This is a genomic window from Variovorax sp. GW821-FHT10B04, from assembly GCF_059415645.1.
The window spans coordinates 127,871-140,603 of sequence record NZ_JBWKNQ010000012.1 but is presented as its reverse complement, the minus strand read 5'-3'; the positions used below and the strand labels follow the sequence as shown (position 1 = coordinate 140,603).

Sequence of the window (12,733 nt, the reverse complement as noted above, 5' to 3'; positions counted from 1 at the left end):
CGGGCCGCGCCCAGGGAGGCTTGCGCCCCCTTTGACGGCAGTGAATACACGAAGTGAGGAACGTAGGCGCTCATACGATCAGAGCCATCCGCTCGAAGTGAGGCCAGGCAGGTTGATCGCCAGGAATTGCGTGAACGTCCAGAACACCGGGGCCGCAATGAGCGCACCGGTCACGATGTCGATGGCCCAGGTGCGTGGCGCACCCGATGGCTGGCCGGTTGCGCGGCGCAGCCCCTGAACCGCCAGCACATAGCAAAGCGTGCAGCTCAGGATGAACCCGAGCGTCGTGATCAGCGCTGCATTCAGCAGGAGACCGGCAGTCACCCAGACGAAGCCAGGCCAATACGCGTGCTCGGCACCACTCGGCGCATCGAGATCGCGAAACCCGCCGCTGCGCGCCTCCCACAGGATGAACACGCCGCAGATCGTCAGCACGATCGACACCAGCCACGGCAGGAAGTTGGGGCCCACGCCGCCGTATCCGGCGTCGGATGAAATCCCGATCGCCCCGCCGCCCAGCGCGATCCCGGTCAGCAATACGCCGACCCCGACCGCCGTCTGCGGCCAGGACACGCCACGCGCCGCCACGGCACGCGATTCATCCAGGGGTGAAGAACTTGTTGTCATAGGTCTGGTTCCAAAAAGCACGATCCCCCTTCCAGAAACACCGCGGAACCGGCTTTGCCGGGCCGTCGGTGCTGACCCCGGAAGGGGGTTGGCGAGAGCGACACGAAGTGCGCGAAGCCCGGGGGAGAGCCGGGTTCAGACCATCCCGGACTTGGCCATGATGGCGCGCAGGCTCGCGAAGTCGTCGTCCACGAACTTGGCAAAGGCATCACCCGAGATCACGGCCGGCGTCCAGTCGTTCTTCTTGAGGGATTCGGCCCAGGCCGGGCTCTTCAGCGCGGCCAGCACCATGTCGGTCAGGGCCTTGCGCTGCTCGGCCGAGATGCCGGGCGCGCCATACACGCCGCGCCAGTTGCCGATCTCCACATCGATGCCCTGCTCCTTCAGCGTGGGCACGTCGACACCCGGCAGACGCCGTGGCGACGTGACGGCGATGGCCTTCATCTTGCCGGCCGCGATGTACTCGGCGAATTCGCTGTAACCGCTGCCACCGACCGTCACGTTGCCGCCCAGGATGGCCGCGGTGGCCTCGCCGCCTCCGCGGAAGGCCACGTAGTTGATCTTCGACGGGTCGGCACCGACCTTCTGGGCGATCATGGCCGCGGCGATGTGCTCGGTGGAGCCGCGCGATCCGCCGCCCCACTTCACGCTGCCCGGGTCCTTCTTGAGCTGATCGACCACGTCCTTCATGGACTTCAGCGGCGAGTTGGCGGGCAGCACGAACACGTTGTATTCGGTGGTCAGGCGCGCCAGCGGCGTGGCCGCCTCGAGCTTGACCGGCGGCTTGCCGGTGATGATGCCGCCGAGCATCACCGAGCCCATCACCATGAGCGCGTTCGGGTCGCCCTTGGAACCATTGACGAACTGCGCCAGGCCCAGCGCGCCGGCGGCGCCGCCCTTGTTGTCGTAGGTGACGGTGTCGGCCACCTTGGCGTCGGTCAGGGCCTTGCCCAGCGCACGGCCGGTGGTGTCCCAGCCGCCGCCGGGGTTGGCCGGAATCATCATCTTCACATTGGCGGCAGCATGCGCCAGCATCGGCAGCGCGCCGACGGCCGTGAGTGCGGCCAGGGACTTCAGGAAGGTGTCGCGACGCATGGTGTCTCCTTGAATGGGATGGTCGATGAAAGCTGAATGGAAGCAATCGGCCGCTATGATGCGCCGCCCTCCTGTCAGTTGGCTGTCCAGCGCCCTGGGGTAAACACCGAAAATCCTGCCGCATGAAGCTGCTGCTGGTCGAAGACGACCCCACGATGCAAACCACGCTCCAGCGCACGCTCGGGCGGCGCCGCATCGATGTGCGCGTGTGCGGCGACGGCGCGCTGGCACTCGCGCAATGGCGCCATCTGGAGCCCGACGTCGTCGCGCTCGACCTGAGCCTTCCGAACCTCGACGGCCTCCAGGTGCTGGCGCAGGCGCGTGCCTCGGGGCTGCGCACGCCGGTGCTGCTGCTGACCGCCCGCGGCACCGTCGGCGACCGCATCATGGGACTCAACGCCGGGGCGGACGACTATCTGCCCAAGCCCTTCGACCTGGACGAACTCGAGGCCCGGATCCGCGCGCTGCACCGGCGAAACCAGCAGTCCGACACCGACCCGGCGCCAGGCCCGCAACCCGTCGGCGGCCTGCGCTTCGCCCAGGAGAGCGGCGCCATCTACCTTCGGACCGAGGTGATGGAATTGACGCCGCGCGAGCTGGCGTTGCTGAAGGCGCTGATGATGAATCCGGGCCATGCCGTCAGCAAGGAAAGGCTGTTCGAGCTGGTGTTCCCCGGCGAGGACGACGTGCAGTACGAAGCCGTCGAGGTCGTGGTCTACCGCCTGCGCAAGAAGCTCGCCGGCACCGGCGCGGCACTGATGACGCTGCGCGGACTCGGCTACCTCCTGCGAGAGGAAAAGGCATGAGACCCGCCATGCGCCGCGCATGAAGCTGGTGGCCCACCTCGCCGCGAGGTTGTCGCTGCGCTCCCGGCTCCTGCTCGGCATCCTGCTGCCGGTCACGCTCTTCATCGTCGTCAACAGCGTGAGCATCTACCGGCAGAGCCTGGCGGCCGCGACCACCGCCTACGATCGCACGCTGCTCGCATCGGCCAAGACCATCGGCGAACAGCTCGACGTCGAGGGCTACGAAGCGGCTGCGCAACTGCGCGCCATCGTGCCCTACTCCGCGCTCGAAGCCTTCGAGGCCGACAGCCAGAGCCGGATGTACTACCGCGTGTCGACACTCGGCGGCGACATGATCTCCGGCTTCGACGAACTGCCGTTCTGGCACGGCAAGCTGCCCGACAGGCCGCCCTATGCCGCGCTGGTGGATTTCTACGACGACACCTTCCGCGACCAGCCGGTGCGCGTCGCCGTGCTGCTCCAGCCGGTCGCCAGCTCGCGCGGACTCGGCATGGCCGTGGTGCAGGTGGCCGAGACGCTGGCCTTGCGCGAGACGCTGGCGCGCAAGCTGCTGGTCGACATGCTGTGGCGCCAGCTGGTGCTGATGGGCGTCATCGCGGCCGTCACCGTGCTGGTGGTGCAGCGTGCGACGCGGCCCGTGCGCGACCTGGGCGAAGCGATCGAAACGCGCGCGCCCGACGACTTCTCGCCGATCGACGCGCCCGGCGCACCGCGCGAGCTTCGACCGATGATCGAAGCGACCACGCGCGTCATGCAGCGCCTGCAGGGCCTGCTCGACCACCAGAAGCGCTTCGTGCGCGACAGCGCCCACCAGCTTCGCACGCCGCTCGCCGTACTCACTGCGCAGGTGCAGTCGGCGCAGCGCGGCGACGTGCCCGCCGACCAGGCGCTGCGCGAGATCGACGCCACCGTGAAGCGCGCGACCCAGCTCGCCAACCAGATGCTCTCGCTGGCCAAGGTCGAGCAATTGCGCCAGCAGCCGGAGTCCGCCGTGCTGGACTTCGGCGAGATGGTGCGTGAAGTGGCGCTCGACCTGTCGCCGCTGATCGCGGACAAGGCGCTCGATTTCGAGCTGGCGGCTTCCGCGGCACCGGTGCATGCGCACCGATGGATGCTGCAGGAGCTCGCCCGCAACCTGCTGCACAACGCCATCAAGCACAGTCCGCACGGCGGCACGCTGCTGGTGGAAGTGCGCGCTGAACCGGGCCCGGAAGCCGGTACGGCCTTGCTGCGCATCGCCGACGACGGGCCGGGCATTTCGCCGGAACTCAGGCAACGGCTGTTCGCCCCCTTCGCCGCCGGCGACGTGGCGAAGGGCTCGGGACTTGGTCTGACGATCTCTCGGGAGATCGTGCGCGCACTCGGCGGAGAGATCGCCCTGGACAATCGCATATCGGCAGGCCGCGTCACGGGGCTGGACGCCACCGTGCGGCTGCCACTCGAACAAGGATGACGATGGATCGACTGCGGATCGACAAGTGGCTCTGGGCTGCACGCTTTTTCAAGACACGCTCCCTGGCGGCCGAGGAAATCGGCAAGAACCGGGTGGAGGTCAACGGCGACGTCGCCAAGGCCTCGCGCGAAGTCAAGCCCGGCGACACCGTCGCCATGCGGCACGGCGGTGCGGTGCGTACCGTGCTGGTGCGTGGCATCAGCGGCCAACGCGGGCCGGCACCCGTCGCGCAGCAGCTCTATGAAGAGACCGCCGAGAGCCTGGCGGCCCAGGCCGCGATGCGAGAACAACGGCGCATGGGCAGCGAACCCGCGCTGAGCCTGGAAGACGGCCGCCCGACCAAGCGCAACCGCCGCGAACTCGACGAGGCGCGACGCGACACCGGCTGGGACAACCGCTGGAGCGCGTCGATCGAAGCCGACGACGATTGAACGGAAACATCGAACGAACGCAGCGCCGGCAACTGCCTGCGCCGGCCCGTGTCTCTCCCTGTCCATCATCTGAAAAGGTTTCCATGTCCCGCTTCAAGAACTACCAGGTCGGCGCCAAGTTCAAGCTGTCGAAACTCGATACCGGCGACACGACGTTCGCCATCGGCTCCGAGGCCTCGCAGCGCGAGGAGCTCGACACGCTCGCGCTGAAGCTGGACACACTGCAGAACCTGCTGCACGCCGAAGGCCGCCGCAAGGTGCTGCTGGTGCTCCAGGGCATGGACACCAGCGGCAAGGACGGCACCGTGCGCTGGGTCTTCTCGCGCACGTCCCCGCTGGGCGTTCGCGTGGCGGCCTTCAAGGCGCCGAGCGAGGAAGAACGTGCGCACGATTTCCTCTGGCGCTGCCACGCGGTGGTGCCGCGCACGGGCGAGCTCGCCGTCTGGAACCGCAGCCACTACGAAGACGTGCTGGTGCCGGTGGTCGAGGGCTGGATCGACAAGGCGGAAACGCGCCGCCGCTATGCGCAGATCAACGACTTCGAACGCCTGCTGACCGAGACCGGCACGGTGATCGTCAAGTGCATGCTGCACATCGGCAAGGAGGAGCAGCGCAAGCGGCTGCAGGCCCGCATCGACACGCCCGACAAGCAGTGGAAGTTCAGCATGGGCGACCTCACCGTGCGCGACAAGTGGGACGACTACCAGCGCGCCTACCAGAAGGCACTGGCCGAAACCTCGACGCGCGAGGCGCCCTGGACCATCGTGCCGGCCGACAGCAAGATCAACCGCAACCTCATGATCGCGCAGCTGCTGGTGCGCACGCTCGAGTCGATGAAGCTGGCGCCGGCGGCCGATCCGAAGCTCGCCGGGCTGGTGGTCCGCTAGCTTGCCGCGCAGCTGAAGTTGTCCGCGCTGTTGATGTCGCCCGACCCCTTGTATTTCGGATAGAGCGGGTATTCGCACATCGGCCGGGTGCGGCCCTTCGTGGCCGTGGTGGAGTCCACCGTCACCGGGTTCGCGGGCGCCGTGCCGGACTCGACCCACGCGTCCAGCGCGCTCAGCGAATCCCAGGTCATGCCGAAGGTGCCGCTGCCGTGGCCGAAGCCGGGGATCACGTAGTAGCGCAGGAAGGCCTTGGTGGCGTCGCCGCCGTAGCGCTTGGCGACGTTGTCGTAATACGCGCTGGTCGTGTAGTGCGTGACCAGCATGTCGGTCGTTCCCTGCACCAGCAGCAGCTTCGAGCCCTTGCCTTTGAACGCATCCAGGTTCGGGTCGGTCGCGTCGTACAGCGCGGAGATCTGCTGCACGCGTGGCTGCCATGCGCGGTAGTCGAACTTCAGGCTCGAGCTCGACGCATCCTGCTGGATGAAGTAGCGGATGACCGGGTCGTTGAAGCCGTAGTAGCCCGTGGCCGTGCCGTTCGCGCCGGTGGCGTCGAACAGCGTGCCGATGTCACCGGCCTCGAACACGGGATAGGGGCCGATGCTGGTGACGCCGTTCGCGAGCGGGAAGGCGAAGACCATGTCCGTCGCGCTCGTCAGCAGCGTGCTGGTCTGCACGTCGGACAGGCAGGTGTCGCCGGTGTCGGCGCCACCGGGGCAACGCAGGCTGTTGACCGCGAAGGTGCTGCGGCAGGCATTGGTGTCCGACACCAGACCGTCGGTGACGCCGTCGAGCGCATCGCAAGCCTCGAGCACCTTGGTCTTCAGCAGCGCCTGCTTGGCGGAATTGAGTGCGCCGCCGGTGGTCTCGTAGGCGGCCGACCACTGCCGGTACCACGACAGCACCATGGCCTGGTTCTGGTTGGCCGGATAGAAGGCCACGACGCCGTCGTAGTCCGAGCCGTAGCGCTGCGCGGCGACCAGGCCTTCGTGCCCTCCCTTGGAGCCGCCGTGGTAGTACATGCGCCGCGGTGCGGTCTTGTAGTAGGCCGTGGCCAGGTAGACGGCCACGTCGTGCGTGCGCTTGACGCTCTCCCCGCCGTAGTTGGCCAGGGCCTGCGCGTTCGTGCCGAAGGTGCCGTTGCTGCCCTGGTGGCCCGAGTCGCCGCCGAAAGTCATGTAGCCCTGCGCCAGCGGCGTCTGCGAACCCGACAGCGCCGAGGTGACGTTGCCCAGGCCGGTGACCACGGTGCCGTTGAAGCCGCCGCCGCCGAACTGCAGCGCCTTGATGTTCCAGCTCGTCGGCAGGTTCACCTCGAACTTGATCGACGGGTCGGCCGCGTTGGCAGCGAGGATCGAGCCGAGCACCTTGCAGTATTCCGGCGTGCTGCCCGAAGCGGCCTGCAGCGCGGCAGAGGTGATGGTCGCGCCCTGCGTCGACAGGCCTATCGCGCTCGCGGCGATGGTGGTGCCGGCGATCGCAGCACAGGCGTTGGCCGCATCGACGGCCTGGATGGTGGTGGCTGCGGGCGGGGTCGTCGTGGCGCCGCCCGTGTCGGTGGTGCCGCCGGAGGTTGTCGTGCCACCCGTCGTCGTGGTGCCGCCGGAGGTGGTCGAGCCGCTGTCGGTGTTGCTGCCGCTGGTGGTGCCGTTGCTGCTGCCACCGCTGCCGCCGCAGCCGGCGATCGCCATCAGCAGCGAAGCCGCGAGCAACGCGAGCAACGCGGGAAATGCGGGGCGCAGCACGGCGCTCCTGACCGATTGGGTCGGGATGTTCATGGGATGTCTCCTTGTTATGCACGGCGCGATGGCCGCGGGGAGATGCTAGGAATTCGAGGCACGCATCCCCATCGTCGGATTTGACGAATCTGCGCCGGCAACCCAAACATATCGCGTCGTGATATAAATCGCGTTTTGCGATGCATTGCCCATGGCCGCCCTCACCAAGACCGATTTCGAGACGCTGGCCGAATTCCGCTATCAGATGCGCCGCTTCGAGCGCTTTTCCGAACTCGCGGCGCAAGGGGAAGGCATCACGCCACAGCAGTACCTGGTGATGCTGCAGATCAAGGGAACGCCCGGCCGTGCCTGGGCATCGGTCGGCGAACTGGCCAACCGACTTCAAGTCCTTCCCCATGCCGCGGTGACGCTCGTCAGCCGCTGCGAAGCGCTTGGGCTGGTGGAACGCCGGACGCACGACACTGACCGCAGACAGGTCCAGGTCCATCTGCTGGACAAAGGCGAATCGGTGCTGCATCGACTCGCCGCGCTGCACCGGGCCGAGCTCAAGTCCCTGCAAGGCGTCTTTCAGGTGCCGCAGATCGACCTGCCACCCACACCAACGCCTGCTTCATGAACACCCATACGCCTGGCGCCCTGCGTCGACCGTCGCGCGGCGACTTCGCCCCGAATGCCCGTCTGCCGCGCCTCGTCGCGCTGAGCTGCTTTATCGGTGCGGTCAGCACCGGCGCCGCACTCGTGCTGGTCGATCTGATCCGCTTCTTCACGAACCTCTTTTTCTTCCAGACCCTGTCGATCGCAGACCGCTCGCCTGCCGGACACACGCTGGGCGCATGGGTCATCTGCCTGCCCGTCGCTGGCGGGCTCCTCGTCGGCCTGATGGCGCGCTTCGGCTCCGACAAGATCCGTGGACACGGCATACCGGAAGCCATCGAAGCCATCCTGTTCGGCAGAAGCAGCATGTCGCCCAAGGTGGCCGTGCTGAAGCCGCTGTCCTCGGGCATCGTGATCGGCAGCGGCGGGCCCTTCGGCGCAGAAGGCCCGATCATCATGACGGGCGGCGCCATCGGATCTTTGCTCGCCCAGCATTTCCACCTGAGTGCGGCCGAGCGCAAGGCGCTGCTGGTTGCAGGCGCGACGGCCGGCATGACCGCCATCTTCGGCACGCCGGTGGCGGCCGTGCTGCTCGCCGTCGAGCTTCTGCTGTTCGAACTCCGTCCCCGCAGCCTGCTGCCGGTCGCCGTGGCGTGTGCCGTGGCCGGGTTCCTCCGTCCGCTGCTGATGGAGCCCGCGCCCCTGTTCCCCCTTCAGACCGCCGCGGTCGGCCCCATGAGCATGCTGTGGTGCGCATTGGCAGGTGTGCTCTGCGGAGCGCTGTCTGCCACCTTGTCTGCAGGGCTCTACAAAGTGGAAGACCTGTTCGGCAAGCTGCCGCTGCATTGGATGTGGTGGCCAGCCCTTGGCGGCCTCGCCGTCGGCATCGGCGGCTGGCTGCAGCCGCGCGCGTTCGGTGTGGGATACGACGTCATCGGCGACCTGCTCCACAACCGTCTGGCACTCGGCGCCGTCCTCGCACTGCTGGCGGTGAAAGCGGTGATGTGGTTGATCGCGCTGGGCTCCGGCACCTCCGGCGGCGTGCTGGCGCCATTGCTGATGATGGGTGCCGGCGTGGGTGTGGCGTTGGGCCATGTGCTGCCCGCCGACAACGCAGCCCTCTGGCCACTGGTTTGCATGGCGGCCACACTGGGCGCAACCCTGCAGGCGCCACTGACGGCAGTCGTCTTCGCCGTTGGCCTGACGGGCGACGTGAATGCGTTGCTGCCCTTGCTCGCGACCTCGGCTGTGGCCTATGGCTTCACGGTGCTCGTCATGCGGCGTTCCATCATGACCGAAAAGATCGCGCGACGAGGACGCCACATCTATCGCGAGTACGGGGTCGATCCTCTGGAGCGCGAGTTCGTCGAGGACGTGATGACCCGCGATCCGCTGTGCATCGACGCGGACCGAACCGTGGCAGACGCGCTCGCCGCACACTTCGGACCGGGCCAGAGGCACCGCGCCTATCCGGCGGTGCGTGCCGGCCGGCTGATCGGGATGGTCGACCGCGACATGCTGATGACCCGGGCCGCGACGGCACCGGAGACGACGCTGGGCGAACTGCTGGACGGGCGCCCGGCCCCCATCGCGATACCCGGGGAAAGCTGCCGCGCCATCGCAACCCGGCTGGCCCGCAGTGGACTCGAGCGCCTGCCGGTGGTCGCCGATGCGCAGTCGCTGCAGCTCATCGGCATCGTTGCACGCAGCGACCTGGTCAAGCCCGCCATCGTCCACTTCCACGACGAGGAGCACCGGCAACGTCTGCGCAGCCTGCCGTGGCGCGCCCATCGAACATGAAAGGCGCGCCCCCGATCGGCACATCGGCCGCCTGGCTGAAGAGCCTCTGGCCGGCACGCCTTCAGGTCGATGCCGGCGAGCGCTGGCGCGCCCTCCTGGGCGCGGGCCTGGGCGTGCTGTTCACCGCCTTGCTGTGCCGAGGCTGGGCCGGGCCCGACCTCGCCCATCATCCCTGGCTGGTGGCGCCCATCGGCGCCAGTGCGGTCCTGGTGTTCGCCGTGCCGGCCAGTCCGTTGGCCCAGCCGTGGTCCGTCATCGGCGGCAACACGCTGTCGGCGCTCATCGGGGCGTCGTGCGCCATGTGGATACCCGATCCCGCGCTGGCCGGTGCGGTGGCGGTTGCATCGGCCGTCGGACTCATGTTCTGGCTGCGCTGCCTGCACCCGCCCGGCGGCGCCGCCGCACTCATGTCGGCGCTGGGTGGCGTCGACCTGCACTTCGTGCTGTTCCCGGTGTTGACCAACTGCGTGTTGCTGGTGATGGCGGGCATGGCCTACAACAGCCTGACCGGCCGTCGCTATCCGCACCTGCAGGCACCCGACCGGCCCGCGTCCGCGGCAGGTTCGCGCTTCAGCGCTGCAGACCTCGACGCGGCCCTGGCCCACTACAACCAGGTACTGGACATCGATCGCGGTGACCTGCAGGAGCTGCTGCACCATGCCGAGTCGGCCGCCTACCAACGCCGTTTCGGCGACCTGCGCTGTGGCGATGTCATGTCGACCGAACCGGTGTCCGTGCTGTTCGGCACCGGACTCGAAGAAGCGTGGCAACTGATGCGCCAGCGGCGCGTGAAGGCGCTGCCGGTCACCGATCGCGGCCGGCACATCGTGGGGATCGTCACTGTCGCCGACTTCATGCGCCATGCCGGACTGGACCGCCATGAAGGAATCGGTGGGCGGCTGCGTGGATTCATGCAGCCGACCGGGACCGTGCACTCGGAGAAGCCGGAAGTGGTCGGCCAGATCATGACGCGCGAAGTCCGGGTGACGAGCGTAGACCGACGCGCCAGCGAACTCATCCCGCTGTTTTCGGAGGCAGGCCACCATCACATTCCGGTGATCGATGCGGACCGCCGCCTGGTGGGTGTCATCACCCAGTCCGACCTGATCTCCACGCTGTGCCGCGTCGCGTAGGCAGCGCACTGCGCAGCGCCGGGCAGGTCGGCTGCGTTCCCGAAAAGAGCTGCCTGCTGCATGCCTGCACAGGTACACGCCGGAAGGCTGCGGCGTGCACTGAGCCCGGCTGGGCGCTGCATCCTACAAGCCTGCCCACATCGAGCATCTAAGCTGTCTCCCGTTGCGGCAGCACACGCCTGCGTGCAGCCGGCCCCGCATCCACCCCGAACCAGGAAACACAAATCAAATGATCAAGATCGGACTCGTGGACGACCACGCCATCGTGCGCAACGGACTGCGCCAATTCTTCCAGCAACACGTCGACCTGCGTGTCGTCGGCGAAGCATCCAACGGCCGCGAAGCGATCGAACTGGTTCGCACGACCGAACTCGACGTGCTCGTGATGGACCTGTCGATGCCCGGCCAGAGCGGCATCGACGCACTGGCGATGATCCGCGCCAAGGCACCCGACGTTGGCATCCTGATCCTCAGCGGCTACCCCGAGGAGCACTACGCGATGAACCTGATTCGCCAGGGCGCGAGCGGCTACCTCAACAAGGACTGCGACCCCAACGAAATCGTCAATGCCGTGCGCACGCTGTCGCTCGGCCGGCGCTACATCACGCCGGCCGTCGCCGAATTGCTGGCGAACCAGCTCGATCGGAAGGACAACGCACCGCCGCACGAATTGCTGTCGGAGCGTGAATTCCAGGTGTTCCTGAAGCTGGCCAAGGGCGAGACCGCCGGTGCGATCGCCGAGAACCTGTCGTTGTCGGTCAAGACCGTGAGCACCTACCGCACGCGTTTGATGGAGAAGATGAACCTCTCCTCCAACAGCGACCTCACCTACTACGGCCTGAAGAACAACCTGATCGACTGATCTGCCTGATCTGCCTGATCTGCGTTGACCGGCGCGCCCTGCGTGCCAAGTCGGACAAGCCAACGGGGACCTGCGCCAGCGCGCCGGTCCCCGTTGCCGTTTCAGCCTCAGCTGAACGAGTAGAAGCAGCGGAAAGGCACCTTGCGCTCGGCCCAGTAGTCGGACGCGTCACGGAAGATGTCGAGCAGTTGCTCGCGGTCTTCCTTGTCGAACTTCTGGTTGGCGGGAACCTGTTCGAGCACGATCACGAAGCCCTTGCGCTTGCCGGCCTTGTAGAAGACGGTCGTGATGCCGGCCAGCAGCGCCGGCAGGTTCTTGGCGGAGTCCGCGGGCAGGTCGAACTGCTGTGCAATGCGGTCGAGCACGTCCTGCTTGGACTGCGACTCGCCGAGTGCGGCACGAAGAAAAAGCTGGTCCTCCTCCTGCGCTGCGCCTTGCAGTTCGTCAACGCGCAACGCGCGGATCGACTGGACGATATTGGCACGCATCGTGCGCAGGGACAGGGTGATCTCGCTGATATCCATGGGTTGTCATCGTTGTGGGGCGGCAACTCTAGTCGAGCTGGCGCCCTGGTGTGTAAGCAGGGGCTTTCCGGCGGAACTGCCTGAAGCCCGCGAAGGCACCGGTTGGCGCTCACGATCGCATCGGATCGGAAGGGCCTGGCCGGCACCGGCCGGCGTCAACCGGCAATGAGCGCGCTATAGGCCCGGCGGGTGTCGGGCGCCACGGAGGCGACCAGTTGCTCGTACCGGGTCTGATGGCGCGTCAGCATGCGTGCCGACGCGACCGCCTTCGACCTGCAGAACCAATGGCAGCTGTGCTGCATCAGGAAGAGCTCGGCCGACATGGTGAAGGCCTTGCTCTTGGGTGTCTGCTGCTGGCGATTGCTGGCCGCATCGGCAATGCCGCGTGCGTGGATGGCAAAAGCCTTTCGCAGGTCGAAAGTGGCGCGCGGAAAAAGCTTGTGCGCGAAGGGGATGGCCAGCGGCAGCGTGCTGACGCGGGTCTCGGCGGCGTCGATGCGCGCGAACTCGGCGGCGAAACGGTTGAACTGGTTCGACAGCGCTTCTTCGGTGCCGTGCAACAGACTCCAGATCTGTTCACGGCGCTCCGGGTCGTCTTCGCCCAGGCAGCGCAGGTAACCCTGTGTGAGGTCTTCCATCAGTTTTTCGATGCGATAGCTGCCAAGGGAGCTGCCCAGCAACACGATGCGGCGGCGCTGTTCCCTGGACTTGAGGACCCAGACGCCGATGGCGAGCAGGATCGCCAGAATTAGAAAATCCATTACTTCGGGCGGGAGGAATTTGAA

At 67.1% G+C, this 12,733-nt stretch carries 13 protein-coding genes; 8 read left to right on the top strand and 5 right to left on the bottom strand.

Features of this window, described 5'->3' with window-relative positions:
• Positions 1 to 78 precede the first annotated feature (78 nt).
• Together AC07PZ_RS25325 and AC07PZ_RS25320 are read right to left on the bottom strand one after the other, a co-directional pair.
• Positions 79 to 627, bottom strand: a complete 549-nt coding sequence (locus AC07PZ_RS25325) for a tripartite tricarboxylate transporter TctB family protein (RefSeq protein ID WP_495297916.1) — start codon at positions 625 to 627, stop codon at positions 79 to 81.
• Between the two features lie 135 nt (positions 628 to 762).
• The gene (locus AC07PZ_RS25320) at positions 763 to 1,722 is read right to left on the bottom strand and encodes a Bug family tripartite tricarboxylate transporter substrate binding protein (RefSeq protein WP_495297915.1); all 960 of its coding nucleotides are present in this window, start codon (positions 1,720 to 1,722) and stop codon (positions 763 to 765) included.
• 122 nt (positions 1,723 to 1,844) lie between these two features.
• Between AC07PZ_RS25320 and AC07PZ_RS25315 the strand changes: the two genes are divergently transcribed.
• The 4 genes from AC07PZ_RS25315 (at position 1,845) to AC07PZ_RS25300 (ending at position 5,299) form a co-directional block, all read left to right on the top strand.
• Positions 1,845 to 2,528, top strand: coding sequence for a response regulator (locus AC07PZ_RS25315; protein ID WP_495297914.1), 684 nt, complete (start codon positions 1,845 to 1,847; stop codon positions 2,526 to 2,528).
• Between the two features lie 19 nt (positions 2,529 to 2,547).
• Positions 2,548 to 3,981, top strand: coding sequence for a sensor histidine kinase (locus tag AC07PZ_RS25310; RefSeq protein WP_495297913.1), 1,434 nt, complete (start codon positions 2,548 to 2,550; stop codon positions 3,979 to 3,981).
• A 2-nt stretch (positions 3,982 to 3,983) separates the two neighbouring features.
• On the top strand, positions 3,984 to 4,412 hold the full coding sequence (locus tag AC07PZ_RS25305; protein ID WP_495297912.1) for an RNA-binding S4 domain-containing protein: 429 nt from the start codon (positions 3,984 to 3,986) through the stop codon (positions 4,410 to 4,412).
• Between the two features lie 83 nt (positions 4,413 to 4,495).
• Positions 4,496 to 5,299, top strand: a complete 804-nt coding sequence (locus tag AC07PZ_RS25300; protein WP_495297911.1) for a PPK2 family polyphosphate kinase — start codon at positions 4,496 to 4,498, stop codon at positions 5,297 to 5,299.
• On the opposite strand, the gene AC07PZ_RS25295 is transcribed toward AC07PZ_RS25300, so the two are convergent.
• Positions 5,296 to 7,074 (bottom strand): tannase/feruloyl esterase family alpha/beta hydrolase, encoded by a 1,779-nt coding sequence (locus tag AC07PZ_RS25295; RefSeq protein WP_495297910.1) that lies wholly within the window; start codon positions 7,072 to 7,074, stop codon positions 5,296 to 5,298. The two genes, AC07PZ_RS25300 and AC07PZ_RS25295, sit on opposite strands and share 4 nt — an antisense overlap.
• A 151-nt stretch (positions 7,075 to 7,225) precedes the next feature.
• Between AC07PZ_RS25295 and AC07PZ_RS25290 the strand changes: the two genes are divergently transcribed.
• The 4 genes from AC07PZ_RS25290 to AC07PZ_RS25275 all read left to right on the top strand — a co-directional run bounded on the left by AC07PZ_RS25290 (position 7,226) and on the right by AC07PZ_RS25275 (position 11,424).
• Positions 7,226 to 7,651: a MarR family winged helix-turn-helix transcriptional regulator gene (locus AC07PZ_RS25290; RefSeq protein WP_495297909.1), complete on the top strand. Its 426-nt coding sequence runs from the start codon at positions 7,226 to 7,228 to the stop codon at positions 7,649 to 7,651.
• Positions 7,648 to 9,429 carry a chloride channel protein gene (locus tag AC07PZ_RS25285; protein ID WP_495297908.1) on the top strand — a complete coding sequence of 594 codons (1,782 nt, stop codon included), beginning with the start codon at positions 7,648 to 7,650 and terminating at the stop codon, positions 9,427 to 9,429. Before AC07PZ_RS25290 ends, AC07PZ_RS25285 begins: the two co-directional genes overlap by 4 nt.
• Positions 9,426 to 10,562, top strand: coding sequence for an HPP family protein (locus AC07PZ_RS25280; RefSeq protein WP_495297907.1), 1,137 nt, complete (start codon positions 9,426 to 9,428; stop codon positions 10,560 to 10,562). The genes AC07PZ_RS25285 and AC07PZ_RS25280 overlap by 4 nt, the downstream gene beginning before the upstream one ends.
• A 229-nt stretch (positions 10,563 to 10,791) precedes the next feature.
• Entirely contained in the window at positions 10,792 to 11,424 is a 633-nt protein-coding gene (locus AC07PZ_RS25275; RefSeq protein WP_495297906.1) for a response regulator, read from the top strand.
• Positions 11,425 to 11,531: 107 nt separating this feature from the next.
• Here AC07PZ_RS25275 and AC07PZ_RS25270 read toward each other — a convergent pair whose 3' ends face one another.
• Together AC07PZ_RS25270 and AC07PZ_RS25265 are read right to left on the bottom strand one after the other, a co-directional pair.
• Positions 11,532 to 11,948, bottom strand: coding sequence for a barstar family protein (locus tag AC07PZ_RS25270; RefSeq protein WP_495297905.1), 417 nt, complete (start codon positions 11,946 to 11,948; stop codon positions 11,532 to 11,534).
• 155 nt (positions 11,949 to 12,103) lie between these two features.
• Complete coding sequence (locus AC07PZ_RS25265; protein WP_495297992.1) at positions 12,104 to 12,709, bottom strand: hypothetical protein; 606 nt, start codon at positions 12,707 to 12,709, stop codon at positions 12,104 to 12,106.
• Positions 12,710 to 12,733: the final 24 nt, after the last annotated feature.

Excerpts from the sequence above, each read along its gene's own strand:
- AC07PZ_RS25325 (WP_495297916.1), bottom strand. The coding sequence starts at position 627 with ATGACAACAAGTTCTTCACCCCTGGATGAATCGCGTGCCGTGGCGGCG.
- AC07PZ_RS25320 (WP_495297915.1), bottom strand. The coding sequence starts at position 1,722 with ATGCGTCGCGACACCTTCCTGAAGTCCCTGGCCGCACTCACGGCCGTC.
- AC07PZ_RS25315 (WP_495297914.1), top strand. The coding sequence starts at position 1,845 with ATGAAGCTGCTGCTGGTCGAAGACGACCCCACGATGCAAACCACGCTC.
- AC07PZ_RS25310 (WP_495297913.1), top strand. The coding sequence starts at position 2,548 with ATGAAGCTGGTGGCCCACCTCGCCGCGAGGTTGTCGCTGCGCTCCCGG.
- AC07PZ_RS25305 (WP_495297912.1), top strand. The coding sequence starts at position 3,984 with ATGGATCGACTGCGGATCGACAAGTGGCTCTGGGCTGCACGCTTTTTC.
- AC07PZ_RS25300 (WP_495297911.1), top strand. The coding sequence starts at position 4,496 with ATGTCCCGCTTCAAGAACTACCAGGTCGGCGCCAAGTTCAAGCTGTCG.
- AC07PZ_RS25295 (WP_495297910.1), bottom strand. The coding sequence starts at position 7,074 with ATGAACATCCCGACCCAATCGGTCAGGAGCGCCGTGCTGCGCCCCGCA.
- AC07PZ_RS25290 (WP_495297909.1), top strand. The coding sequence starts at position 7,226 with ATGGCCGCCCTCACCAAGACCGATTTCGAGACGCTGGCCGAATTCCGC.
- AC07PZ_RS25285 (WP_495297908.1), top strand. The coding sequence starts at position 7,648 with ATGAACACCCATACGCCTGGCGCCCTGCGTCGACCGTCGCGCGGCGAC.
- AC07PZ_RS25280 (WP_495297907.1), top strand. The coding sequence starts at position 9,426 with ATGAAAGGCGCGCCCCCGATCGGCACATCGGCCGCCTGGCTGAAGAGC.
- AC07PZ_RS25275 (WP_495297906.1), top strand. The coding sequence starts at position 10,792 with ATGATCAAGATCGGACTCGTGGACGACCACGCCATCGTGCGCAACGGA.
- AC07PZ_RS25270 (WP_495297905.1), bottom strand. The coding sequence starts at position 11,948 with ATGGATATCAGCGAGATCACCCTGTCCCTGCGCACGATGCGTGCCAAT.
- AC07PZ_RS25265 (WP_495297992.1), bottom strand. The coding sequence starts at position 12,709 with ATGGATTTTCTAATTCTGGCGATCCTGCTCGCCATCGGCGTCTGGGTC.